Genomic DNA, 24,485 nt, shown 5'->3' on the forward strand with positions numbered 1-24,485 from the left:
GCGCCCCCGCGGGGCCCGGGACCTTCCCATGACGGCGGCGGCCCCGCTCCCCGGAGGGGAGCGGGGCCGCCGTGTTCCGCGCGGTGCCGGTGCGGTGCCGGTGCGCTGTGTGTCCGGCGCGGGTCAGCCCCGGGCCGACTCGGGCAGGAGGGCCGCCGCCTTCCCGTCGAGGATCCACAGGGTGCGCTCGCGCCCCCGGGCGCCCGCCGCGGGGGTCCGCGCCGGGTCGCCGGAGGCCAGCGCACCGGCCGCGGCCTCGGCCTTGTCCTCACCGGCCGCCAGCAGCCAGACCTCCCGGGCCGCGCGGATGGCCGGAAGGGTGAGGGAGATCCTGGTCGGCGGCGGCTTCGGCGCCTGCCGTACGCCGACGACCGCGCGCCCGGTCTCCTTCGCGGCCGGATGGCCGGGGAAGAGGGAGGCCACATGGGTGTCCGGGCCCAGCCCCAGCAGCAGCACGTCGAAGGCGGGCACCGCCCCGCCCGGACCGCCGCCGTCACCGGGACCACCGTCACCGGAAGCGCCGTCACCGGAGCCGCCGTCCGCGGCCGCGGCCAGCTCCGCCGCGTACGCCTCGGCGGCCGCGTCCACGTCGTCGCCGTGCGGACCGCCGGAGGCGGGCATCGGGTGGACGCGCGACGGGTCCAGGGCGAGCGCGTCCAGGAGCGCCTCGCGGGCCTGGGTGTGGTTGCGGTCCGGATCGCCGTCCGGCAGGAAGCGCTCGTCGCCCCACCACAGGTCCACGCGGGACCAGTCCACCGCGTCCCGTCCCGGAGCCTGCGCCAGGGCGGCCAGCAGGGCGTTGCCGTTGCGGCCGCCGGTCAGGGCGACATGGGCCCGGCCGCGGGCGGTCTGCGCGTCCGCGATCACGGTGACCAGGCGCGCGGCCGTGGCCCGGGCCATGCGCTCGCTGTCCGGGTGGACGACGACCTGCACAGGGGCCTGCTCCCCGCCCGGGGCCCGCGCCGCCTCCGCCTGCGCGGCCTCGGCCGCCTCCACCTCCGCGACCTGCCCGCGCACCAGGCGGTCGAGGCCGAAGCGGACGGCGCGCGCGTAGGTCTCGTCCGGGTCCAGGCGCCGCAGCTCCTCGGCGATCAGCTCGGCCGTGGAGCGCCGGTGCAGGGCCACGCTCCGGTCCGGCTGGCCCGGTACCGAGAGCGTCGCCAGTGAACCGTCGCCGCGGTCCAGGCAGATGTCGCCCTCGTCCGTGACCAGCCGCACCGCCGTGATGCCGGGGCCGCCGGAGAGCACGCGCTCGACGGGGACGCCCAGGCGGTCGGCCAGCCACAGCGCCAGCAGCTCCGAGCTGGGGTTGTACTCCTCGCCCTCGACCACCGCCCGGGTGACGCGGGCCTGCTTCTGGTCCAGGGCGGCGGCCAGCACGCTGCGCCACAGGGTGACGCGGGTCCAGGCGAGGTCGGTGTCGCCCGGCGCGTAGGCGGCGGCGCGTCCCCTGAGCGCCGCGACCGGGTCCTCGGTCTCCGCCGCGTCGGTGATGCGGCGCTGCGCCAGGGCGCCCAGCGGGTCCTTCGAGGGGTACTCGGGCGGATCGGCCGGCCACCACAGGACGACCGGCGCGTCCGGCAGCAGCAGGGGCAGGACGACACTGTGGGCGTGGTTGGCCAGTTCGCCGTGGAGACGCAGCAGGACCGTCTCCCCGGTGCCGGTCTCGCCGCCCACCCGCACCTCGGCGTCGAGCCGGGCCGTGGCCCGGTCGCGGGGCGAGCGGCCCGGGCGCCGCACGACGACGAGGATGCGCGAGGGGTGCTCCTTCGACGCGTCGCTGGCCGCCTTCAGCGCGTCGTAGTGGCTGCCCTCGTCCGTCACGATGACGAGCGTGAGCACCATCCCGACGGCCGGGCTGCCCATCGCCCGCCGCGCTCGCACCAGAGCCGCGTTGATCCGGCCGGACGTGGTGTCCGTGAGGTCGATGTTCATGGCCGCCGCCAGCTCCGTCCGTCACGTGCGAGCATCTCGTCGGCCGCCTGGGGACCCCAGGTCCCGGCGGTGTACGGCTCGGGCCTGCCGTGCGCGTCCCAGTACTCCTCGACCGGGTCCAGGATCTCCCAGGAGCGCTCGACCTCCTGGTGCCGGGGGAAGAGGTTGGCGTCGCCCAGCAGCACGTCCAGGATGAGCCGTTCGTACGCCTCGGGGCTGGACTCGGTGAAGGACTCCCCGTAGGCGAAGTCCATCGTCACGTCGCGGATCTCCATCGAGGTGCCCGGCACCTTGGAGCCGAACCGGATCATGACGCCCTCGTCCGGCTGCACCCGGATGACCAGGGCGTTCTGGCCCAGTTCCTGGGTGTCGGTGGCGTCGAAGGGGGAGTAGGGGGCGCGCTGGAAGACCACCGCGATCTCGGTGACCCGGCGGCCCAGCCGCTTGCCCGTGCGCAGGTAGAAGGGGACCCCCGCCCAGCGGCGGTTGTCGATCTCCAGCTTGATGGCGGCGTAGGTGTCCGTCCGGGAGGCCGGGTCGATGCCCTCCTCCTCCAGATAGCCGGGCACCTTCTCGCCGCCCTGCCAGCCCGCCCGGTACTGGCCGCGCACGGTGTGCCGGCCCAGGTCCTTCGGCAGCCGCACCGCGTTGAGCACCTTCAGCTTCTCGGTGACCAGCGCCTTGGCGTCGAAGGAGACGGGCTCCTCCATCGCCGTCAGGGCCAGCAGCTGGAGCAGGTGGTTCTGGATGACGTCGCGCGCGGCGCCGATGCCGTCGTAGTAGCCCGCGCGACCGCCGATGCCGATGTCCTCGGCCATCGTGATCTGCACGTGGTCCACGTAGGAGCGGTTCCACAGGGGCTCGAACATCGTGTTGGCGAAGCGCAGCGCCAGGATGTTCTGGACGGTCTCCTTGCCCAGGTAGTGGTCGATCCGGAAGACGTCCGACTGGCGGAAGACCCGGTGGACGACCCGGTTCAGCTCCTGGGCGCTGGCCAGGTCGTGGCCGAAGGGCTTCTCGATGACCGCGCGGCGCCAGGAACCGTCGGGGGCGTCGGACAGCCCGTGCTCCTTGAGCTGCTCCAGGACGGTGGGGAAGAACTTCGGCGGCACCGACAGGTAGAACGCGAAGTTGCCCCCGGTGCCGCGGGACTTGTCCAGTTCCTCGATGGTGGACTTCAGCCGGGCGAACGCGTCGTCGTCGTCGAAGACGCCGGGGACGAAGCGCATCCCCTCGCCGAGCTGCCGCCACACCTCCTCGCGGAAGGGGGTGCGGGCGTACTGTTTGACCGAGTCGTGCACGACCTGGCAGAAGTCCTGGTCCTCCCACTCGCGGCGGGCGAAGCCGACGAGGGAGAAGCCCGGTGGGAGCAGGCCCCGGTTCGCCAGGTCGTAGACGGCGGGCATCAGCTTTTTTCGTGACAAATCGCCTGTGACGCCGAAGATCACCAGTCCCGACGGCCCCGCGATGCGCGGGAGCCGCCGGTCCTGTGCGTCACGCAGCGGGTTGGCTGCGCTGCTCACCTGCTCTATGCCTCCTTCGGGGCGAGGCGCTTCAGCTCGGCCTCGGTGGAGGCCAGCAGGTCGCTCCAGGCCTGCTCGAACTTCTCCACGCCCTCGACCTCGAGCTGCTCGACGACCTCGTCGTACCCGATACCGAGCTTCGCGATCGCGTCGAGGTCGGCGCGGGCCTGCTCGTAGGTGCCGCGCACGGTGTCGCCGGTGATCTCGCCGTGGTCGCCGACGGCCTCCAGGGTGGCCTCCGGCATGGTGTTCACCGTGTTCGGGGCGACCAGCCCGGTGACGTAGAGGGTGTCGGGGTAGCTGGGGTCCTTCACACCGGTGGAGGCCCACAGCGGACGCTGCCGGTTGGCGCCCGCGGACTCCAGGGCCGTCCAGCGGTCGGAGGCGACGACCTCCTCGTACGCCTGGTAGGCCAGCCGGGCGTTGGCCAGCGCGGCCTTGCCGCGCAGCGCCAGCGCCTCGTCGGTGCCCAGGGCCGTCAGCCGCTTGTCGATCTCGGTGTCCACCCGGGAGACGAAGAACGACGCCACGGAGTGGATCTCCGACAGGTCCAGGCCCTTGGCCTTCGCCTGCTCCAGACCCTCCATGTAGGCGTCCATCACCATCCGGTAGCGCTCCAGCGAGAAGATCAGCGTGACGTTGACGCTGATGCCCGCGGCGATGGTTTCCGTGATCGCCGGGAGCCCGGCGGTGGTGGCGGGGATCTTGATGAGGGTGTTGGGGCGGTCCACCAGCCAGGCGAGCTGCTTGGCCTCGGCGACCGTGGGCCGTGTGGCGTGGGCCAGCCGCGGGTCCACCTCGATGGAGACCCGGCCGTCCTGCCCGCCGGTGGCGTCGAAGACCGGGCGCAGGATGTCGGCGGCGTCGCGGACGTCGGCGGTGGTGATCATCCGGATCGCCTCCTCCACCGTCACGCCGCGGGAGGCGAGGTCGGTGAGCTGGCGGTCGTAGCCGTGCCCCTCGGAGATCGCCTTCTGGAAGATCGACGGGTTGGTGGTCACACCCACGACGTGCTGCTCGTTCAGCAGCTCGGCGAGGTTGCCGGACGTGATGCGGTGGCGGGACAGGTCGTCCAGCCAGATCGCCACGCCTTCGTCACTCAGGCGCTTGAGTGCGTCTGTCATGAGGGATGCATCTCCTGATCTCGTTGCCTGTGGGCGTCAGCGTGCGGCGGCGGCGATGGATTCCCGGGCGGCGGCGGCGACCGCCTCGCCGGTCAGGCCGAACTCGCGGTACAGCACCTTGTAGTCGGCCGAGGCGCCGAAGTGCTCCAGGGAGACGATCCGGCCGGCGTCGCCGACGTACCGGTGCCAGGTCAGGCCGACACCGGCCTCGACGGCCACGCGCGCCCGCACCGACGGCGGCAGCACGCGCTCGCGCCAGGTCTGGTCCTGCTCCTCGAACCACTCCAGGCACGGCATCGACACCACCCGGGCGGGCACGCCCTCGGCCTGGAGCGACTCGCGCGCGGCGACGGCGAGCTGCACCTCCGAGCCGGTGGCGATGAGGACGACCTGGGGCTCGCACTCCCGCCCCTCGGAGTCCGCGGCCTCGAACATCACGTATCCGCCGCGGGCGGCGTCCTCGTTGGGCTCGTAGGTCGGCACGTTCTGGCGGGTCAGCGCGATGCCGTGCGGGGCCGGGCGGTCGCCGTGGCGGCGCATGATCTCGCGCCAGGCGATCGCGGTCTCGTTGGCGTCGGCCGGGCGGACCATGTTCAGGCCCGGGATGGCGCGCAGCGCGGCCAGGTGCTCGACCGGCTGGTGGGTCGGGCCGTCCTCGCCCAGGCCGATGGAGTCGTGCGTCCACACGTAGGTGACCGGCAGCCTCATCAGGGCCGCCAGCCGCACCGCCGGCCGCATGTAGTCGGAGAACACCAGGAAGGTGCCGCCGTAGATCCGGGTGTTGCCGTGCAGCGCGATGCCGTTCATGGTCGAGCCCATGGCGTGCTCGCGGATGCCGAAGTGCACCGTGCGGCCGTACGGGTCCGCCTCCGGCAGCGGGTTGTCCGCCGGGAGGAAGGACGAGGAGGCGTCGATGGTGGTGTTGTTGGAGCCCGCGAGGTCGGCGGAGCCGCCCCACAGCTCGGGGATCACGCCGCCCAGCCCCTTGAGCACCGCGCCGGAGGCCTTGCGGGTGGCCATGTCCTTGCCGGCGGGGAAGGAGGGCAGCGCCTTCTCCCAGCCCTCGGGCAGCTTCCCGGCGCTGATCCGGTCGAACTCGGCGGCGCGGTCGGGGTTGGCCTCGCGCCACTCGGCGAGCCCGTCCTCCCAGGCCCGGCGCGCCTCGCGGCCGCGGTCCACGACCTTGCGGGCGTGCTCGAGGACCTCGTCGGCCACCTCGAAGTGCTTCTCCGGGTCGAAGCCCAGCACCCGCTTGGTCGCCGCGACCTCCTCCTCGCCCAGCGCGGAACCGTGCGAGGCCTCGGTGTTCTGGGCGTTCGGCGCGGGCCAGGCGATGATCGTGCGGGCGGCGATGATCGAGGGGCGCTCGGTCTCCTCCTGCGCCGCCCGCAGCGCCGCGTACAGCGCCCGGACGTCGAAGTCGCCGCTGGGCGCCTGCTCGACGCGCTGGACGTGCCAGCCGTACGCCTCGTAGCGCTTCAGGACGTCCTCGGACAGCGCGGTCGCGGTGTCGCCCTCGATGGAGATGTGGTTGTCGTCGTACAGGGCGACGATGTTGCCCAGCTTCTGGTGGCCGGCCAGCGAGGACGCCTCGGCCGAGACCCCCTCTTCCAGGTCGCCGTCGGAGACGATGGTCCAGATGGTGTGGTCGAAGGGGGAGGTGCCCGGGGCGGCGTCCGGATCGAACAGACCGCGCTCGTAGCGGGCGGCCATCGCCATGCCCACGGCGTTGGCGATGCCCTGGCCCAGCGGGCCGGTGGTGGTCTCGACCCCGGTGGTGTGGCCGTACTCCGGGTGGCCGGGGGTCCTGCTGTCCCAGGTGCGGAAGGCCTTCAGGTCCTCCAGCTCCAGGCCGTAGCCGGACAGGTACAGCTGGATGTACAGCGTCAGGCTGGTGTGGCCGGGGGAGAGGACGAACCGGTCCCGGCCCGTCCACCGCGCGTCGGACGGGTCGTGCCGCATCAGCTTCTGGAAGAGCAGGTACGCCGCCGGAGCGAGGCTCATGGCGGTACCGGGGTGTCCGTTACCGACTTTCTGCACGGCGTCCATCGCCAGGACCCGTACGGTGTCGACAGCCCGCTGATCCAGTTCGGTCCACTCGAGATCTGTGGTGGTCGGCTTGGTGCTCACCCTGCGTCAGGGCTCCTCTCCACATGTCGAAGGCCGGTGTCTGTCAGGTCACACCGGGCGGTGTCGAGCGTACCCTCGCCGGTGTTCCCCCTTTCGGGCCGCTCATCCTTTGGGAAGCCGGGGGAACGAACCGCGTGAAACCGGGCGCGCAACGGGCCTCACCTGGGCATCTGTGGAACGCCGGGCGCACATGAGCGCCGCCTTCCGGTGCCCCGGGAGGCCCTGTGCACCTCCTACCCGCACCCCGCCGGGGCACCCCCCTGTGGGGTACACCGACACGGGCGACCCCCGGGGCGAGCGGCGTATGGCCAGCGTCTACAGTGGCGTGGTAGGCGCGAGCCGTGACGGGACCCCGAAGGTCCGGGCTCGCTTGTTCCCACGCGGCGCGAGCCGCGCATGTCGCATCGTGATCAGGGGTGTCCGTGACGGCCGTCGAATCCCGTCCCGCGGGTGGGGATACCGCCCACACCCGAGGGGTTGTGGGGGAGCTCGATCAGAGCCCAGCACACCGGCCGCTCGGGGCCCGTATCAAGGGCTACGTGGCACTGACCAAGCCGCGGATCATCGAACTGCTGCTGATCACCACCATTCCGGTGATGTTCCTCGCCGAGCAGGGCGTCCCCGACCTGTGGCTGGTCCTGGCCACCTGCCTGGGCGGCTATCTGTCGGCGGGCGGCGCCAACGCGCTGAACATGTACATCGACCGGGACATCGACGCGCTGATGCACCGCACCGAGCGGCGTCCCCTGGTCACCGGCGTACTGACCCCGCGCGAGGCCCTGGTCTTCGGCGTCACGCTGGCCGTGGTCTCCACGCTGTGGTTCGGCTGGACGGTCAACTGGCTCTCGGCGGCCCTGTCCCTGGGCGCGCTGCTGTTCTACGTCGTCGTCTACACGATGATCCTCAAGCGGCGCACCGCCCAGAACATCGTCTGGGGCGGCATCGCCGGCTGCATGCCCGTGCTCATCGGCTGGTCGTCGGTGAAGAACGAGGTGAGCTGGGCCGCCGTCGTCCTCTTCCTGGTCATCTTCTTCTGGACGCCCCCGCACTACTGGCCGCTGTCGATGAAGGTCAAGGACGACTACGCCCGGGTCGGGGTCCCGATGCTCCCGGTCGTCGCGGGCAACCGCGCGGTGGCCCGGCAGATCGTGGTCTACAGCTGGATCATGGTGGCCGTCTCGCTGGCCCTGTGGCCGCTGGGATACGTCGGCTGGTTCTACCCGCTGGTCGCGCTCGCCGCGGGCGGCTGGTGGCTGTGGGAGGCGCACGCCCTCCAGGCCAGGGCCAAGGCCGGGGTCACGGGCGCGAAGCTCAAGGAGATGCGGCTGTTCCACTGGTCCATCACCTATGTGTCGCTGCTGTTCGTGGCCGTGGCGGTGGACCCCTTCCTGCGCTGACCGCACGCCGGCCCGGCACCGGCCCGCAACGGCCCGGCGCCGGGCGTGGCGCAGGCCACCCGGAGCAGCGGTCGCCAGGTGATCTACCCATCGGTAGCATCCTGTCCATGGACAGCACACAGCAGGCGGAAGAGACCGGGCCCGACGCCAAGGCCCAGCGCTGGGTGACCAAGCTCGCCAAGGAGATCACCGCGTTCGCCAAGGAGCGCGGCGGCAGCGCCGACGCCCAGATCTCCTACATCGGCGAGCGCGGCGTGCGGATCGTCCTCGTCGGCGAGGACGGCGGCTGGGGCGACCTGGTGGCCCCGTCCCGCGAGGTCGCGCAGAAGGCCGCCGAGAAGGCCGGGGTCACCGTCCACGAGAGCCTCGACGGGGACCTCGCCGCCCGGATCCGCACCGGCCCCTACGAGTGGGAGCGGATGGCGGGCATCCAGGTCGGAGGGCCCAAGGACCGCTGACGCGGAAGTGCTGTGCGCGGCGGGGGCCGGCCGCCCGCCCGCTGGCCGCCGTACCCCGCCGCCGGACCCGTGCTCGTCCGCCGCGCCCGTGGGGTGCGCAAGGCCCCGGTGCGGCCGTGCCGCACCGGGGCCGCTCCGTGCCCGCCCCGCTTCCCCGGGCCCCGCGGCCCGCGCACCCGGCCGGGCGGGCGGGGAAACGCACGGGAGGGCCGGCCGGACGGGGAGTCCCCGTCCGGCCGGCCCTCCCGCCTCGGGTCCTACAGGCCGGCCGGGGCCGGGGCGGGCCGGTCGGCGGACACGGGTGCCGCGGCGGCGGCCACCGGCGGCAGACCGCGCTCGCGCAGCGACAGCAGCACCCGCAGGACGGCGACCCACACCAGGCAGGAGCCCAGCAGGTGCGCCGCGACCAGCACCTCGGGCAGCTCGGTGAAGTACTGGACGTAGCCGATGACGCCCTGCGCCAGCAGGACCAGGAAGAGGTCCCGGGTGCGGACGACCGGGGCCCGGGGCGCGTCCACGGCGCGCAGCGCCAGCCACAGCAGCACGGTCAGGGCCACCACGGCCCAGGCCAGCAGGGCGTGCACCCGGGCGGTCGTCTCCCAGTCCACGCCCATCCGCGGCACGTCGCTGCTGTCGCCCGCGTGAGGGCCCGCGCCCGTCACCATGGTGCCGACGACGATCAGCGCCACGGACACGGCGGTCAGCGCCGCCGCGAGCCGCCGGGTCCGCGCCCCGGCCAGCGGGCGCGGCGCGTCGTCGCCCTCGCGGGCGCGCAGCCAGGTGACGGTGGTGACCGTGATGAGCACGCTGGCGAGCAGGAAGTGCGCGGCGACGGTGTAAGGGTTCAGCCGCAGCAGCACCGTCACACCGCCCAGCAGGCCGTTGGCGACGACCAGCCAGAACTGCGACCAGGCCAGCCGCGACAGGCCGCGGCGGCGCGGCTTCGCCGAGCGGACCGCGACGATCGCCCAGCCGACGGCGGCGCACAGCACGTACGTCAGCAGGCGGTTGCCGAACTCGATGGCGCCGTGCAGCCCCATCTCGGGTGTGGCGACCAGGCTGTCCCCGCTGCACTTGGGCCAGGTGTCGCACCCCAGCCCCGAGCCGGTCAGCCGCACCACCCCGCCGGTGACCACGATGAGCACGCTCAGGACGAGCGCGGTCAGGGTGGCGCGCTCCACGGTGCGCTGGGCGGGGGTCCAGCGCCTGGCGACGTACGCGACGGGGTTTCGCGCGAATTCGAGCAGATTGGGCACGGACACCATGGTAGGCGGGGGCTTGTGCAAGCTTTCACGAGGGGGCGAGGGGCGAGGGGGCGCTCCACGCGCCTCCTCCCGGGCGTTGCCCGCGCGGGCGCCGGAGGTGCTCACTCCCAGCGGAAGAAGCGGGCCGCGGCGGCCAGGCCCGCCACCGCCCACACCCCCAGGACCGCCAGGTTCCCCCAGGGCATCCCGGCACCGTCCCGCAGCACCTCGCGCAGCCCCTCGGAGAGCGCGGAGATCGGCAGCAGTTCCAGCACCCCGCGCACCGGCTCGGGGAACTTCTCCAGCGGCACCACCACCCCGCCGCCGACCAGCAGCAGGACGAAGACGAGGTTGGCCGCCGCCAGCGTCGCCTCGGCCCGCAGCGTCCCGGCCATCAGCAGGCCGAGACCGGAGAACGCCGCCGTCCCGGCGACCAGCAGCAGCGCCACGGCGAGCGGACTGCCGTGCGGCGACCACCCCAGCGCCAGGGCCACCGACGTCAGCAGCACCACCTGCAGCACCTCGGTGACCAGCACCGCGCACGTCTTGGCGGCCATCAGCCCCCAGCGGGGCAGCGGCGAGGCGCCCAGCCGCTTGAGGACGCCGTAGCGCCGCTCGAAACCGGTGGAGATCGCCTGGCCGGTGAACGCGGTCGAGAGCACGGCAAGCGCCAGCACACCCGGCGCCAGGAAGCCCACGCGCCCGCCTCCGCCGTCTCCCTCCCCGGCCAGGTCCACGATGTCCACGGCGCTGAACAGCACCAGCAGCAGGGCCGGGATGACGATCGTCAGCAGCAGCTGCTCGCCGTGCCGCAGCAGCAGCCGCGTCTCCAGCGCGGCCTGCGCGGCGATCATCCGCGGCAGCGGGGCCGCGCCGGGGGCGGGGGCGTACGTGCCCGGCCCGGTGTTCTGAGCGCTCACGACCGCAGCTCCTTGCCCGTCAGCTCCAGGAAGACGTCCTCCAGCGTGTGCCGCTCCACCGCGATGCCGTCCGGCATCACCCCGTTCTGCGCGCACCAGGACGTCACCGTGGCCAGGAGCTGGGGGTCGACGGTGCCGGTCAGGCGGTACGAGCCCGGGGCCGTCTCGGCGGCCGCGGTGTCCGGCGGCAGCGCCTTGAGCAGCGAGGCCAGGTCCAGTCCGGGGCGCCCGGTGAAGCTCAGGGTGTTCTCGGCGCCGCCGCGGCACAGCTCCTCGGGGCTGCCCCGCGCGATCACCCGGCCCTCGTCGATGATCGCGACGTCGTCGGCGAGGGTCTCGGCCTCGTCCATGAAGTGGGTGCTCAGCACCACCGTCACGCCGTCCGCGCGCAGCTCCCGCACCAGGTCCCAGGCGGAGCGGCGGGCCTGCGGGTCCAGGCCGGCGGTCGGCTCGTCGAGGAAGACCAGCTCGGGCCGTCCGACGACGGCCATGGCCAGGGAGAGGCGCTGCTGCTGGCCGCCGGACAGCCGCCGGTAGGGAGTGCGGCCGCAGCCGGCCAGCCCCAGCCGTTCGACCAGCGCGCCGGTGTCCAGCGGGTGGGCGTGCAGCGCGGCCATGTGGCGCAGCATCTCCGCGGCGCGGACGGTGGGGTAGACCCCGCCGCTCTGGAGCATCACGCCGATCCGGGGCCGCAGCGCGGCGGCGTCGGCGACCGGGTCCAGTCCCAGGACGCGGACTGCGCCCGCGTCCGGACGGCGGTAGCCTTCGCAGGTCTCGATGGTGGTGGTCTTGCCGGCTCCGTTGGGGCCGAGGACGGCGGTGACCGTGCCGCGCCCGACGGTGAGGTCCAGCCCGTCCACCGCCGTCCTGCTCCCGTACCGCTTCACCAGTCCCGCGACCTCGACGGCCGCCGTGTCTCGCATACGGGCGAGTCTAGGAGCCCGCGGGCGGATCGCCCCCGCCGGGCCACACCGTCCGCCGGGCCGCGCCGCCGGTATCCCGGGTAAGGCACGCCTTACGTGACGCATCCCATCCGGGCCGGTCAGGGCGCGGCTTGCCCGCCTCCCCGGAATTACGCAACAATGGTGTTGTGAAAAAGCGCACCCGCCGCCACCGGCGGTCCGGCCACGGCGGGCGGGAGTGCTGCGGACCCGGAGCGGAGCGAGGAGGCGCGAGAGCACATGGCGGCCCACCACGGCGGCGGTGACACCCGCGCCCACGGCCACCCGGCCCCGGACGAGCACCACGGCACCCGCAACAAGGTCGCGCGCTCCATCCTCGACCACGGCCCGTCCACCGCGGCCGAACTGGCCCAGCGGCTGGAGCTCACCCAGGCGGCGGTCCGCCGCCACCTGGACGCACTCGTCTCCGAGGGCGTCGTCGAGCCCCGTGAGAAGCGGGTCTACGGCTCGCGCGGCAGGGGCCGCCCCGCCAGGGCCTTCGCGCTCACCGACTACGGCCGCAGCGCCTTCGACCAGGCCTACGACCAGCTCGCCGTCGACGCCATGCGCTGGATAGCCCAGGCCGCGGGCGGCGGCGAGAAGGGGCGGGCCGCGGTCGCGGCCTTCGCCCGCGCCCGGGTCGCCGCCCAGACGGAGCGGTACCGCGCCGAGCTGGAACGGGCCGCACCCGAGGAGAGGGCCAGGGTTCTGGCCGAGGCACTGTCCAGGGACGGGTACGCTGCCACCGCGCGCGGCGCGCCCGCCTCCAGCGGAGAGCAGCTCTGCCAGCACCACTGCCCGGTGGCCCACGCCGCCGAGCAGTTCCCGCAGCTGTGCGAGGCGGAGACGGAGGTCTTCTCCCGCCTGCTCGGCACCCATGTGCAGCGTCTGGCCACCATCGCCCACGGCGACGGGGTGTGCACGACGTTCATCCCCGGAGCGGCTTCCGGGGCCGCACCCGGGACACCCAAGACATCCAAGACCACCGCAGCGACAGCATCTGCAAGCACAGCCGGGAGGAACCCCGCATGACTCTCCCCACGGAGACTGCCCACCCTGAGCTGGAGGGCCTGGGCAAGTACGAGTACGGCTGGGCCGACCCGGACGCCGCCGGCGCCTCGGCCAAGCGCGGCCTCTCCGAGGAGGTCGTCCGCGACATCTCGGGCAAGAAGTCCGAGCCGGAGTGGATGCTGAAGCTCCGCATGAAGGGCCTGAAGCTCTTCGAGAAGAAGCCCATGCCGAACTGGGGCTCGGACCTGAGCGGCATCGACTTCGACAACATCAAGTACTTCGTGCGGTCCACCGAGAAGCAGGCCCAGACCTGGGAGGACCTGCCGGAGGACATCAAGAACACCTACGACAAGCTGGGCATCCCCGAGGCCGAGAAGCAGCGCCTGGTCGCCGGTGTCGCCGCCCAGTACGAGTCCGAGGTGGTCTACCACCAGATCCGCGAGGACCTGGAGAAGCAGGGCGTCATCTTCCTGGACACCGACACCGCCCTCAAGGAGCACCCGGAGCTGTTCCAGGAGTACTTCGGCACCGTCATCCCGGCCGGCGACAACAAGTTCGCCGCGCTGAACACCGCGGTGTGGTCCGGCGGCTCGTTCATCTACGTGCCCAAGGGCGTCCACGTGGACATCCCGCTCCAGGCCTACTTCCGGATCAACACCGAGAACATGGGCCAGTTCGAGCGGACGCTGATCATCGTCGACGAGGACGCCTACGTCCACTACGTCGAGGGCTGCACCGCGCCGATCTACCAGTCCGACTCGCTGCACTCGGCGGTCGTGGAGATCATCGTCAAGAAGGGCGCCCGCTGCCGCTACACGACCATCCAGAACTGGTCGAACAACGTGTACAACCTGGTCACCAAGCGCGCCGTGGCCTACGAGGGCGCGACGATGGAGTGGGTCGACGGCAACATCGGCTCCAAGGTGACCATGAAGTACCCGGCCGTCTACCTGATGGGCGAGCACGCCAAGGGCGAGACCCTCTCGATCGCCTTCGCGGGCGAGGGCCAGCACCAGGACGCCGGCGCCAAGATGGTGCACATGGCGCCCAACACCTCCTCCAACATCGTCTCCAAGTCGGTGGCGCGGGGCGGCGGCCGCACCTCCTACCGCGGTCTGATCGAGATCGGCGAGGGCGCGGAGAACTCCAAGTCCAACGTGCTGTGCGACGCGCTGCTGGTGGACACCATCTCGCGCTCGGACACCTACCCCTACGTCGACGTCCGCGAGGACGACGTGACGATGGGCCACGAGGCGACGGTCTCCAAGGTCAGCGACGACCAGCTGTTCTACCTGATGCAGCGCGGTCTGTCCGAGGACGAGGCGATGGCGATGATCGTGCGCGGCTTCGTCGAGCCGATCGCCAAGGAACTGCCCATGGAGTACGCCCTGGAGCTCAACCGGCTGATCGAGCTGCAGATGGAGGGCGCGGTCGGCTGACCGTCCGGCCACCCGTCCTCCCCACCTCCGTGACCGTGAGCCGGTCTCCGGGCGCCGATGGGCCCGGAGACCGGCGAACACAGAAGACAGAGAGCGAGCAACACGACAGCCATGGCTGAGGCTCAGAACATCCCGGCCGGGTCCACGACCGCCGGATCGATCGCGGTGGCGGCCGAGTCCACCGTCGCCACCCGGATGAGCGCCCCGCCGTCCTTCGACGTGGCGGACTTCCCGGTGCCGCACGGCCGCGAGGAGGAGTGGCGCTTCACTCCGCTGGAGCGCCTGAGGGGCCTGCACGACGGCACCGCCGAGGCCGGCGGCGGCGTCAAGGTCGACGTCTCCGCGCCCGAGGGCGTGACGGTGGAGACCGTCGGCCGCGACGACGCCCGTCTGGGCCGGGCCGGCAAGCCCGTGGACCGGGTCGCCGCCCAGGCCTACAGCGCCTTCGAGAAGGCCGCCGTCGTCACCGTGCCCAAGGAGACCGCGCTCACCGAGCCGATCCGGGTGAACATCCAGGGCCAGGGCGGCGTCTCCTTCGGGCACACCGTCTTCGAGCTGGGCGCCTTCGCCGAGGCCGTCATCGTCATCGACCACACCGGCGACGGCGTGCGCGCCGCCAACGTCGAGTACGTGCTGGGCGACGGTGCCAAGCTGACGGTCGTCTCCGTGCAGGACTGGGACGACACCGCCGTGCACTGCTCCCAGCACAACGCGCTGGTCGGCCGCGACGCCACCTTCAAGTCCGTGGTCGTCACCTTCGGCGGCGACGTGGTGCGCCTCCACCCGCGCGTCAACTACGCGGGCCCCGGCGGCGAGGCCGAGCTGTACGGCCTGTACTTCACCGACGACGGCCAGCACCAGGAGCACCGCCTCTTCGTCGACCACGAGGCGTCGAACTGCCGCAGCAACGTCGTCTACAAGGGCGCACTCCAGGGCCAGGACGCGCACGCCGTGTGGATCGGCGACGTGCTGATCCGCGCCTCGGCCACCGGCACCGACACCTACGAACTCAACCGCAACCTCGTCCTCACCGACGGCGCGCGGGTGGACTCGGTGCCCAACCTGGAGATCGAGACCGGCGAGATCGTCGGAGCCGGCCACGCCTCGGCCACCGGCCGCTTCGACGACGAGCAGCTGTTCTACCTGATGGCGCGCGGCATCCCGGAGAAGGACGCCCGCCGCCTGGTGGTGCGGGGCTTCTTCGCCGAACTGGTCCAGCAGATCGGCCTGCCCGACCTGCAGGACCGCCTCATCGCCAGGATCGAGGAGGAGCTGGAGGAGTCGGTCGCATGAGCACCGGCGAAAGCACGGTGGGCAGCGCGGGCTTCGTCCGCGTCGCCTCGCTCGGCGAGCTGGAGGAGGACACTCCCAAACGGGTGGAGGTCGAGGGCGTCCCGGTCTCGCTCGTCCGCACGGGGGGAGAGGTCTTCGCGATCAACGACATCTGCTCGCACGCGAACGTCTCGCTCTCCGAGGGCGAGGTGGAGGACTGCCACATCGAGTGCTGGCTGCACGGGTCCAGCTTCGACCTGCGCACCGGCAAGCCCGACGGACCGCCCGCCACGCGCCCCGTCCCCGTATACCCCGTCAAGATCGAAGGAGACGGCCCCGACGCGGCCGTGCTCGTCTCCACCACCCAGGAGTCCTGAAGCCCCATGGCAACGCTTGAGATCCACGACCTGCACGTCTCCGTCGAGGCCGAGAACGGCCCCCGGGAGATCCTGCGCGGCGTCGACCTGACCGTGAAGCAGGGCGAGACGCACGCCATCATGGGCCCCAACGGCTCCGGCAAGTCCACCCTCGCCTACTCGCTGGCGGGCCACCCGAAGTACACGATCACCGGCGGCACCGTCACCCTGGACGGCGAGGACGTCCTGGAGATGAGCGTCGACGAGCGCGCCCGCGCCGGCGTCTTCCTCGCCATGCAGTACCCGGTCGAGGTGCCCGGCGTGTCCGTCTCCAACTTCCTGCGCACCGCCGCCACCGCCATCCGCGGCGAGGCTCCCAAGCTGCGCACCTGGGTGAAGGAGGTCAAGGAGGCCATGGAGCGCCTCTCCATCGACCCCGCCTTCGCCGAGCGCAACGTCAACGAGGGCTTCTCCGGCGGTGAGAAGAAGCGCCACGAGATCCTCCAGCTGGAGCTGCTCCGGCCGAAGATCGCGATTCTGGACGAGACCGACTCCGGTCTGGACGTCGACGCGCTGCGCGTCGTCTCCGAGGGCGTCAACCGCGTCCGCGAGACCGGTGAGGTCGGCACCCTGCTGATCACCCACTACACGCGCATCCTGCGCTACATCAAGCCCGATCACGTCCACGTCTTCGCGGCCGGCCGGATCGCCGAGTCCGGCGGCCCGGAGCTGGCGGACAAGCTGGAGGAAGAGGGCTACGAGGCCTACGTCAAGGCCGACCGGACGGCGTGAGCCGTACCCGCGGGGCCGCTTCGGCGGCCCCGCGCACCGACGGCGCCCCCGGTCCGGCCGGACGGGCGCGCAATGGGGTACCCACGGGGCGTGGGGTCCCGGGGGAGAACGGAGAAACACGAGCGTGACACAGCTGCCGGGCCTTCTCGACACGGACGCGATCCGCAAGGACTTCCCGCTGCTGGACCGCACGGTCCACGACGGGAAGAAGGTCGTGTACCTGGACAACGCGGCGACCTCCCAGAAGCCGAACCAGGTGCTCGACGCGCTGAACGACTACTACGCGCGGCACAACGCCAACGTCCACCGCGGCGTGCACGTGCTCGCCGAGGAGGCCACGGCGCTGTACGAGGGAGCGCGCGACAAGGTCGCCGCCTTCGTCAACGCCCCGAGCCGCGACGAGGTGATCTTCACCAAGAACGCCTCGGAGTCGCTCAACCTCGTGGCGAACATGCTCGGCTGGGCCGACGAGCCCTACCGCGTCGACGACCGGACCGAGATCGTCATCACGGAGATGGAGCACCACTCCAACATCGTGCCCTGGCAGCTGCTGGCGCAGCGCACGGGCGCGAAGCTGAAGTGGTTCGGCCTCACCGACGACGGCCGCCTGGACCTGTCGAACATCGACGAGGTCATCACCGAGCGGACCAAGGTCGTCTCCTTCGTGCTGGTCTCCAACATCCTGGGCACGGTCAACCCGGTCGAGACGATCGTCCGCCGCGCCCAGGAGGTCGGCGCGCTGGTGGTGGTCGACGCCTCCCAGGCCGCCCCGCACATGGCGGTGGACGTCCAGGCGCTCCAGGCCGACTTCGTGGCCTTCACCGGCCACAAGATGTGCGGGCCGACCGGCATCGGCGTGCTGTGGGGCCGCCAGGAGCTGCTGGAGGACCTGCCGCCGTTCCTCGGCGGCGGCGAGATGATCGAGACCGTCTCGATGCACTCCTCCACCTACGCCCCCGCACCCCACAAGTTCGAGGCGGGCACGCCGCCGATCGCGCAGGCCGTCGGCCTGGGCGCCGCCGTGGACTACCTCTCGGCGATCGGCATGGACCGCATCGCGGCCCACGAGCACGCGATCACCGAGTACGCGGTGCGCAGGCTCCAGGAGGTGCCCGGGCTGAGGATCATCGGCCCGTCCACGGCCGAGGACCGCGGCGCCGCGATCTCCTTCACGCTCGGTGACATCCACCCCCACGACGTGGGCCAGGTGCTCGACGAGCAGGGGATCGCCGTCCGGGTCGGCCACCACTGCGCCAGGCCCGTCTGCCTGAGGTACGGAATTCCCGCGACCACCCGGGCGTCGTTCTATCTGTACTCCACCCCGGCGGAGGTCGACGCCCTGGTGGAAGGACTGGAACACGTACGGAACTTCTTCGGTTGATGTTCCGTGACCGACGAAGGACGACCGCAGCGGCTGAAGGTGACTCGTGAAGCTTGACTCCATGTACCAGGACGTGATCCTGGACCACTACAAGCACCCGCACGGACGGGGGCTGCGCGACGGCGACGCCGAGGTGCACCACGTCAACCCGACGTGCGGCGACGAGATCACCCTGCGGGTGAGGATGGACGGCTCCACCGTCGCGGACGTCAGCTACGAGGGGCAGGGCTGTTCCATCAGCCAGGCCAGCGCCTCGGTGCTGAACGAACTGCTGGTCGGCAAGGAACTGGCCGAGGCGCGAAGGGTCCAGGAGACCTTCCTGGAGCTGATGCAGTCCAAGGGCCGGATCGAGCCGGACGAGGCGATGGAGGAGGTCCTGGAGGACGCCGTCGCGTTCGCCGGGGTCTCCAAGTACCCGGCACGCGTGAAGTGTGCCCTGCTGAGCTGGATGGCATGGAAGGACGCCACCGCCCAGGCCCTGGGCGACGGCTCCGCCGAGGACAAGGCCGGGCAGAAGGCCGAGGAGAGGACCGCATGAGCGAGACGCCGACCACGACGAAGCCGGCGAGCGAGGACGAGGTCCGCGAGGCCCTGTACGACGTGGTGGACCCCGAGCTGGGCATCGACGTCGTCAACCTGGGCCTGGTCTACGGCATCCACGTCGACGACGACAACACCGCCACGCTGGACATGACGCTGACGTCCGCGGCCTGCCCGCTGACCGACGTGATCGAGGACCAGGCGAAGTCGGCGACCGACGGCATCGTCAACGAGCTGCGCATCAACTGGGTCTGGATGCCGCCGTGGGGCCCGGACAAGATCACCGACGAGGGCCGCGAGCAGCTCCGCGCCCTCGGCTTCAACGTCTGAGGCAACCGGACACCCGGGCACCCAGCGCCTTCCCCCCGCCGGCCGGGGCCCCTCGCGGGCCCCGGCCGGCGGCGTGCGCGCCCACGGGCGCGCACGGGCGCCCACGGGGCGGTCGGCGGCCCCGCCGCACCGCTGCGTAGCCTCGGCGCATGGCGTATCTGATGCTGGCCTGCGCGATCCTGGCCGAGGTACTGGCGACCACCTCGATGAAGTACAGCGACGGTTTCACCCGGCTGTGGCCCACCCTGGGGACCGCCGCCGGATACCTCGTCGCGTTCGTCCTGCTCGCGCAGACGTTGAAGACCATGTCCGTGGGCACCGCGTACGCGATCTGGTCGGGCGTGGGAACCGCCGCCATCGCCGTGATCGGCATGGTCTTCATCGGCGAGGCGGTCACCGCCGCCAGAATCACCGGAATCCTCCTGGTCATCGCCGGTGTGGTGGTGCTCAACCTGGGCGGCGGCGGCCACTGACGGCGCCGCCGTCATCAAGGACTCCAGAGAGCGGCCCGAGGTCTTCGCGCGCCTGTACGACCGGCACGCCGCCGACATCCACCGCTATGCGGCGCGGCGGCCGGGCGACGGCATGGCGGACGACCCGGAGAAGGCGCCGGCGGGAGGCGCCCCTGAGGCCGAGGCGGTGCGTGCGCACCGGGCCGGGAGAGCGCGCGGGACGGTGCGCGGGAGAGGCCGTACGCGTCCGGCCGATGGGACCGGTTCGCGCTCGCGGAAGGTGTCCGGTTAGCGTTTGGCCATGACCGAAGCACCCGCACCCGCACCCCGTACGACCGGCGCCGCCGCCGCCGGACTGGCCACCGTCGCGCTCGACGGGGGCGCCGTACTCGACACCTGGTTCCCCGCGCCCGAACTGGCCGACGCGCCCGGCCCCGCCGGCACCGAGCGGCTGAGCGCCGAGCGCGCCGCCGAGCTGCTGGGCGACGCCGCGCCGCAGGCCCTGGGCCCGGACCCGGTCCGCGGTGTCGAGGTCATCGCCGTCCGCACCGTCATCGCCTCGCTGGACGACAAGCCCCTGGACGCGCACGACGCCTACCTGCGGCTGCACCTGCTCAGCCACCGCCTGGTAAGGCCGCACGGCCAGAACCTGGACGGGATCTTCGGACTGCTCGCCAACGTGGCCTGGACCAACCTCGGCCCCGTCCCCGTCGAGAGGGTCGAGCAGGTCCGCCTCGCCGCCCGCGCCGAGGGCAGGCAGCTCACGGTCACCAGCGTCGACAAGTTCCCCCGGATGACCGACTACGTCATCCCCAAGGGCGTGCGCATCGGCGACGCCGACCGTGTGCGCCTGGGCGCCCACCTCGCCTCCGGCACCACCGTGATGCACGAGGGCTTCGTCAACTTCAACGCCGGGACGCTGGGCACCTCCATGGTCGAGGGCCGCATCAGCGCGGGCGTCGTCGTCGGAGACGGCTCCGACATCGGCGGCGGCGCCTCGATCATGGGCACCCTCTCCGGCGGCGGCAAGCAGACCATCTCCATCGGCGAGCGGTGCCTGCTGGGCGCCGAGGCCGGCATCGGCATCTCCCTCGGCGACGACTGCGTCGTGGAGGCGGGCCTCTACCTGACGGCCGGCACCCGCGTCGCCCTGCCCGACGGCGAGGTCGTCAAGGCGCTGGAGATGTCCGGCGCGAACAACCTCCTCTTCCGCCGCAACTCCACCACCGGAGCCGTCGAGGCCCTCCAGCGCTCCGGCTCCTGGGGCGGTCTGAACGAGGCCCTGCACAGCCACAACTGACGCCGCGCCGGGTACGCGTCCCCGGCACCGGGCACCCGTCCGGGCCCGCCGCCCCCACCGGGCGGCGGGCCCGTTACGCTGTGCGGCCATGGGCGATCTCATGACCGGAGCGCGGTACCTGGGGCAGGGCCAGAAGTGGGTCCTGCGCAACGGACGGTGGTTCGGCTTCGGGCTGCTGCCCGCGCTCATCACCCTGGTGCTCTACACGGCGGCCCTGGTCGCCCTCGGCTTCTGGGCCGACGACCTGGCCGCCTGGGCCACGCCCTTCGCCGACGACTGGTCCTCGCCCTGGGCCGGGCTGCTGCGCGGCACGTTCACCGTGCTGCTGTTCGCCGGCGGCCTGCTGATGGCGGTGCTCACCTTCACCGCCGTCACCCTGCTGGTCGGCGACCCCTTCTACGAGTCCCTGTCGGAGAAGGTGGAGGAGTCCGAGGGCGGCTGCCCCGAGGGCCCGGACGTCTCGCTGCTGCGAGGGCTGTGGATCTCCCTGTGCGACAGCCTCTACGTCCTGGCGCGGGCCCTGGTCTTCGGCGTGGTGCTGTTCCTGCTCGGCTTCGTCCCCGTCGCCGGCCAGACCGTCGTCCCCGTCGTCGGCCTCGCCGTCTCCGGGTTCTTCCTCACCCTGGAGCTCGCCTCGGTCGCCATGCAGCGCCGTGACATCCCGGTCCGCGAGCGGCTGCGGCTGCTGCGCGGACGCAAGGCGCTGGCGGTCGGTTTCGGGGCGCCGCTGGCACTGTGCTTCCTGGTGCCGCTGGCCGCTGTCCTCCTGATGCCGGGCGCGGTCGCGGGCGCCGCCCTCCTGGTGCGGGACCTGACGGGCGCGTCCGCGGACGGGGAACCGGCCGCGCGGGAGCCGCAGGGGCCGCACGGACCGCAGGGGATGTGGGCCAAGCCGGGCCGCCCGGACGGGACCGCCTGAGGAGCCCGAGGCGCCCGAGCCCCGCGGGGGCCGGTCCCGCAGGGCTCGGAGGACCGGGAGGACCTGGGCGGGCCTAGGAGGACAGCGTCCTCCTGAGGGCGTCGACCAGCCGCGCGGTCAGCTCCTCGTCGGCCGCGAGCAGCGGCGGACGCACCGGGCCGCCCGGCAGCCCGGCCGCCGAGAACAGCGCCTTGACCGAGACCGCGCCGGGCACCTGGGACATCATCGCGTCGACCAGCGGCACCAGGGCCTGATGGCGCCGGGCGGCCCCGGCGTGGTCACCGGCGTCGAAGGCGTCCAGGACGCCGCGTACGGCGGGGCCCGCCACGTTGGCGACCGTGCTCACGCAGCCGTGGGCGCCGATCGCGCGCAGCGGCAGGTTCATCTCGTCGCAGCCGGAGTAGTAGGCCAGCCCGGTGGAGCCCAGCACCTTCGCCGTCTTCATCAGGTCGTAGGCGCAGTCCTTCACCGCGCGGATGCGCGGGTGCTCGGCGAGCCGGGTCAGCGTCCGCGCCGTCAGCGCGGTGCCCGCCCCGGTGCGGGCGGGGATGTCGTAGAGCATCACCGGCAGGGCGGTGGCGTCGGCGACGGTGGCCAGATGGCGGGCGATGGCCTCCTGGGTGGGGCGCGAGTAGTACGGCGTGACGACCAGCAGGCCGTGGGCGCCCGCCTCCTCGGCCGCCCGGGCCAGTTCCGCCGAGTGCCGGGTGTCGCTGGACCCGACGCCGGCGACGATCCCGGCCCGGTCGCCGACCTCCTCGGTCACGGCCCGCACCAGCGCGGTCTTCTCGTCGTCCGATGTGGTCGGGGACTCGCCGGTGGTGCCGCCCAGCACCAGGGCGTCGCAGCCGCCCCGGTCCACCAGATGGGCGGCCAGCCGCCGGGCGCCGGGGAGGTCCAGGGCGCCGGAGGAGTCGAACGGGGTGATCATGGCGGCGGCGACGCGGCCGAAGGGGGAGTCGGGCATGCGCGCGAGTCTGGCCCATACGGAAGCGGCCGGTCCAACCGGCTTTGTCAGCGGCCGCCCCCCCCGGGGCGCGTTCCCGGGGGGCCGCCCCCGGGGACGGGCATCCGCACGGTCCAGCGGTACGAGGACCATGGCGGTCACGCCCCGCGCCGCGGGGGTGCCCCGCGTCAGGGACGGAAGCGGATCACCTGGGGGTCGTGGTCGCTCGCCTGGTCGGCGAACTCCGCGTTGACGTGCACGATGTCGTAGTCGAAGCGGTCGATGCCCGGGGAGACCAGGGTCTGGTCCAGCACCTGGGCGTTGCCGTCGTAGACGTAGGTGTAGCGCTCCTCCTCGGGCAGCGAGAGCACCGCGCTGCGCAGCGCGCCGCCCGCGGTCAGCTCGCGGGTGGTGGCGGAGAACTCGAAGTCGTTGATGTCGCCGAGGACGACGACGTTCGCCTTCCTCTCCACCGCCAGCACCTGCCGCACGAAGTGGTTGACCACCCTCGCCTGCGCGGTGCGCTGGACCTCGGAGGAGCGGTTGGGCGGCTGGACGGCCGCGTGCAGGGACTGGTCGCCGCCCTTGGAGGCGAAGTGGTTGGCGACCACGATGACGGTGCGTCCGCGGAAGCGGAACTCGCCGGCCAGCGGCTTGCGGCTGTCCTTCCAGGCCGTGTCGTTCGGCGCGACGCGGGCGGGGGAGTGGGTCAGCACGGCCCGGCCGCGCTCGCGCTCCACGCCGACCGCGGTGGTGGCGCCGCCACCGGGGCGGTCCACGAAGGAGACCCGCTCGGGGTTGAAGAGGAAGACGTTGCGGATGTTGCCGCCGGGCTGGCCGCCGTCGGCGTCGTCGACCGGGTCGACGGCGCGCCACTCGTAGCGCGGGCCGCCCGCGGCGGTGATGGCGTCGGTGAACTTCGTCAGCGTGGCGTCGGCGGAGACCACGTCGTCGTTCACCGGGCCGTTGTCGTCCTGGATCTCCTCCAGGGCGAGGATGTCGGGGGAGGCGAGGTTCTCCACCACGCCCCGGGCCAGCCGGTCGAACTTCTCCTGGTCGTTGCCGGGGTGGAGGTTCTCGACGTTGTAGGTGGCCACGGCCAGTTCGCCGCGGCGCTGGGCGCGGGTGCGCTCGCGCTCCAGGCCGCGGTCCTCGACCTCGCCCAGCTCGCGGGCCACCACGTGGTAGCCGCCGTACTGCTCGTAGTCCAGCGGGCCGGTGGTGGCGCCGGCCAGCACGTCGCCGGTGTTCGCGGTGGGGAAGGGCTCCTGGGACAGCGGGGTGAGCGACTCGACCTTGAGGCGGCCGGAGTTCTGCTCGTCGTAGCCGCCGTAGACGGTGCCGCCGCGCGCCGAGGGGTTCTGCTCCGGCCTGACGGTCACCCACAGTTCGGCGTACTGGGTGCTGGGGCCGATCACGCGGGCGTCGCGGATGCGTACGTCCATGCCCTCCAGGGACTCGTACAGGTCCAGGGCGTAGGCCCGCGGGCGCAGTTCGAGCCCCTCGATGCTCCCGCCCGCGGCCGGGTCGCCCTGGGGCGCGTACGCCTCGGGGACGGAGGCGGAGTCCAGGGTCACCGGGGCCGGCAGGGGGTTGCCGGAGGAGACGACGGTCACCTGGGGGCGGGATATCTGGGTGAGGGTCTGGTTGCCCGACGAGTTGCCGCCGGGGCGGTACTCGGTGACCGTGCCCGAGACCTGCACCAAGTCCCCGACGGCCACCCTGGGGACCGAGCTGGTGAAGACGAAGAGGCCCTCGCTGGTGGCCGGGTCCCCGTCGGGGGCGGTGTCCTGCATCCAGAAGCCGCGCGAGCCGTAGGTGCGCACGCCGGTGACGACGCCGGACACCTGTGACACCTGCTCGCCCACCAGCGGCGAGACGCGGGTGGTGCCCTGGATGTCGTGGATGCGGACCGTGTCGGCCGGTTCCGCCGCCGAGGCGGGGACGGCCAGCAGCGTCGAGGTCAGGGCTGCGACGGTGAGTGCGGCGGTACGGGCCGCCTGGGATCTGCTCAAGGGGTCCCTCCGGGACGGTGCTGTGAGTGCCGGATGTGCCGGACGTGCCGGGTGTGCCGG

General features: G+C 72.5%; 22 protein-coding genes. 13 read left to right on the forward strand and 9 right to left on the reverse strand.

Features of this window, described 5'->3' with window-relative positions; all coding sequences use genetic code 11:
- Positions 1–123 precede the first annotated feature (123 nt).
- Genes opcA through tkt form a run of 4 tightly spaced genes read right to left on the reverse strand, consistent with a single transcriptional unit; the run spans position 124 to position 6,712 of the window.
- Positions 124–1,935: a glucose-6-phosphate dehydrogenase assembly protein OpcA gene (gene opcA / locus QPK52_RS21000; RefSeq protein WP_410539007.1), complete on the reverse strand. Its 1,812-nt coding sequence runs from the start codon at positions 1,933–1,935 to the stop codon at positions 124–126.
- Entirely contained in the window at positions 1,932–3,458 is a 1,527-nt protein-coding gene (zwf, locus tag QPK52_RS21005) for a glucose-6-phosphate dehydrogenase (RefSeq protein ID WP_410539008.1), read from the reverse strand. Before zwf ends, opcA begins: the two co-directional genes overlap by 4 nt.
- Positions 3,459–3,463: 5 nt before the next feature.
- Positions 3,464–4,582, reverse strand: coding sequence for a transaldolase (tal, locus tag QPK52_RS21010; protein ID WP_410539009.1), 1,119 nt, complete (start codon positions 4,580–4,582; stop codon positions 3,464–3,466).
- Between the two features lie 36 nt (positions 4,583–4,618).
- Positions 4,619–6,712 carry a transketolase gene (tkt, locus tag QPK52_RS21015; protein ID WP_410539010.1) on the reverse strand — a complete coding sequence of 698 codons (2,094 nt, stop codon included), beginning with the start codon at positions 6,710–6,712 and terminating at the stop codon, positions 4,619–4,621.
- Positions 6,713–7,134: 422 nt separating this feature from the next.
- Here tkt and QPK52_RS21020 point away from each other — a divergent pair, with 422 nt between their 5' ends.
- Together QPK52_RS21020 and QPK52_RS21025 are read left to right on the forward strand one after the other, a co-directional pair.
- On the forward strand, positions 7,135–8,109 hold the full coding sequence (locus tag QPK52_RS21020; RefSeq protein WP_410539011.1) for a heme o synthase: 975 nt from the start codon (positions 7,135–7,137) through the stop codon (positions 8,107–8,109).
- A 107-nt stretch (positions 8,110–8,216) separates the two neighbouring features.
- The gene (locus QPK52_RS21025; protein ID WP_093655384.1) at positions 8,217–8,567 is read left to right on the forward strand and encodes a hypothetical protein; all 351 of its coding nucleotides are present in this window, start codon (positions 8,217–8,219) and stop codon (positions 8,565–8,567) included.
- Positions 8,568–8,824: 257 nt separating this feature from the next.
- On the opposite strand, the gene QPK52_RS21030 is transcribed toward QPK52_RS21025, so the two are convergent.
- The 3 genes from QPK52_RS21030 to QPK52_RS21040 form a co-directional block, all read right to left on the reverse strand.
- Positions 8,825–9,832 carry a COX15/CtaA family protein gene (locus QPK52_RS21030; protein ID WP_410539012.1) on the reverse strand — a complete coding sequence of 336 codons (1,008 nt, stop codon included), beginning with the start codon at positions 9,830–9,832 and terminating at the stop codon, positions 8,825–8,827.
- 101 nt (positions 9,833–9,933) lie between these two features.
- The gene (locus tag QPK52_RS21035) at positions 9,934–10,665 is read right to left on the reverse strand and encodes an ABC transporter permease (protein ID WP_410540419.1); all 732 of its coding nucleotides are present in this window, start codon (positions 10,663–10,665) and stop codon (positions 9,934–9,936) included.
- A gap of 62 nt (positions 10,666–10,727) precedes the next feature.
- Positions 10,728–11,654, reverse strand: coding sequence for an ABC transporter ATP-binding protein (locus QPK52_RS21040; protein WP_410539013.1), 927 nt, complete (start codon positions 11,652–11,654; stop codon positions 10,728–10,730).
- A gap of 258 nt (positions 11,655–11,912) precedes the next feature.
- Between QPK52_RS21040 and QPK52_RS21045 the strand changes: the two genes are divergently transcribed.
- The 11 genes from QPK52_RS21045 (at position 11,913) to QPK52_RS21095 (ending at position 21,464) form a co-directional block, all read left to right on the forward strand.
- Positions 11,913–12,704 carry a helix-turn-helix transcriptional regulator gene (locus QPK52_RS21045; protein ID WP_410539014.1) on the forward strand — a complete coding sequence of 264 codons (792 nt, stop codon included), beginning with the start codon at positions 11,913–11,915 and terminating at the stop codon, positions 12,702–12,704.
- On the forward strand, positions 12,701–14,122 hold the full coding sequence (gene sufB / locus QPK52_RS21050; protein ID WP_093655392.1) for a Fe-S cluster assembly protein SufB: 1,422 nt from the start codon (positions 12,701–12,703) through the stop codon (positions 14,120–14,122). The genes QPK52_RS21045 and sufB overlap by 4 nt, the downstream gene beginning before the upstream one ends.
- Positions 14,123–14,233: 111 nt before the next feature.
- A complete protein-coding gene (gene sufD, locus QPK52_RS21055; RefSeq protein WP_410539015.1) occupies positions 14,234–15,415 on the forward strand; it encodes a Fe-S cluster assembly protein SufD in 1,182 nt (393 codons plus the stop codon).
- Positions 15,412–15,771 (forward strand): non-heme iron oxygenase ferredoxin subunit, encoded by a 360-nt coding sequence (locus QPK52_RS21060; protein WP_093655397.1) that lies wholly within the window; start codon positions 15,412–15,414, stop codon positions 15,769–15,771. The genes sufD and QPK52_RS21060 overlap by 4 nt, the downstream gene beginning before the upstream one ends.
- 6 nt (positions 15,772–15,777) lie before the next feature.
- Positions 15,778–16,542, forward strand: coding sequence for a Fe-S cluster assembly ATPase SufC (sufC, locus tag QPK52_RS21065; protein ID WP_093655399.1), 765 nt, complete (start codon positions 15,778–15,780; stop codon positions 16,540–16,542).
- A 124-nt stretch (positions 16,543–16,666) separates the two neighbouring features.
- Entirely contained in the window at positions 16,667–17,923 is a 1,257-nt protein-coding gene (locus QPK52_RS21070) for a cysteine desulfurase (protein ID WP_410539016.1), read from the forward strand.
- 46 nt (positions 17,924–17,969) lie between these two features.
- The gene (gene sufU / locus QPK52_RS21075) at positions 17,970–18,461 is read left to right on the forward strand and encodes a Fe-S cluster assembly sulfur transfer protein SufU (protein WP_410539017.1); all 492 of its coding nucleotides are present in this window, start codon (positions 17,970–17,972) and stop codon (positions 18,459–18,461) included.
- Positions 18,458–18,793 (forward strand): metal-sulfur cluster assembly factor, encoded by a 336-nt coding sequence (locus tag QPK52_RS21080; protein WP_093655405.1) that lies wholly within the window; start codon positions 18,458–18,460, stop codon positions 18,791–18,793. The genes sufU and QPK52_RS21080 overlap by 4 nt, the downstream gene beginning before the upstream one ends.
- Before the next feature lie 149 nt (positions 18,794–18,942).
- Positions 18,943–19,266: a DMT family transporter gene (locus QPK52_RS21085; RefSeq protein ID WP_410539018.1), complete on the forward strand. Its 324-nt coding sequence runs from the start codon at positions 18,943–18,945 to the stop codon at positions 19,264–19,266.
- Between the two features lie 280 nt (positions 19,267–19,546).
- Positions 19,547–20,545 (forward strand): 2,3,4,5-tetrahydropyridine-2,6-dicarboxylate N-succinyltransferase, encoded by a 999-nt coding sequence (gene dapD / locus QPK52_RS21090; protein ID WP_410539019.1) that lies wholly within the window; start codon positions 19,547–19,549, stop codon positions 20,543–20,545.
- Between the two features lie 88 nt (positions 20,546–20,633).
- Positions 20,634–21,464: an EI24 domain-containing protein gene (locus QPK52_RS21095; RefSeq protein WP_410539020.1), complete on the forward strand. Its 831-nt coding sequence runs from the start codon at positions 20,634–20,636 to the stop codon at positions 21,462–21,464.
- 73 nt (positions 21,465–21,537) lie between these two features.
- Here QPK52_RS21095 and dapA read toward each other — a convergent pair whose 3' ends face one another.
- Positions 21,538–22,431 (reverse strand): 4-hydroxy-tetrahydrodipicolinate synthase, encoded by an 894-nt coding sequence (dapA, locus tag QPK52_RS21100; RefSeq protein ID WP_410539021.1) that lies wholly within the window; start codon positions 22,429–22,431, stop codon positions 21,538–21,540.
- Between the two features lie 167 nt (positions 22,432–22,598).
- Positions 22,599–24,425: an endonuclease/exonuclease/phosphatase family protein gene (locus QPK52_RS21105; protein ID WP_410539022.1), complete on the reverse strand. Its 1,827-nt coding sequence runs from the start codon at positions 24,423–24,425 to the stop codon at positions 22,599–22,601.
- Positions 24,426–24,485: the final 60 nt, after the last annotated feature.

It is taken from the genome of Streptomyces sp. KL2, assembly GCF_046529545.1.
Classification (GTDB): domain Bacteria; phylum Actinomycetota; class Actinomycetes; order Streptomycetales; family Streptomycetaceae; genus Streptomyces; species Streptomyces radiopugnans.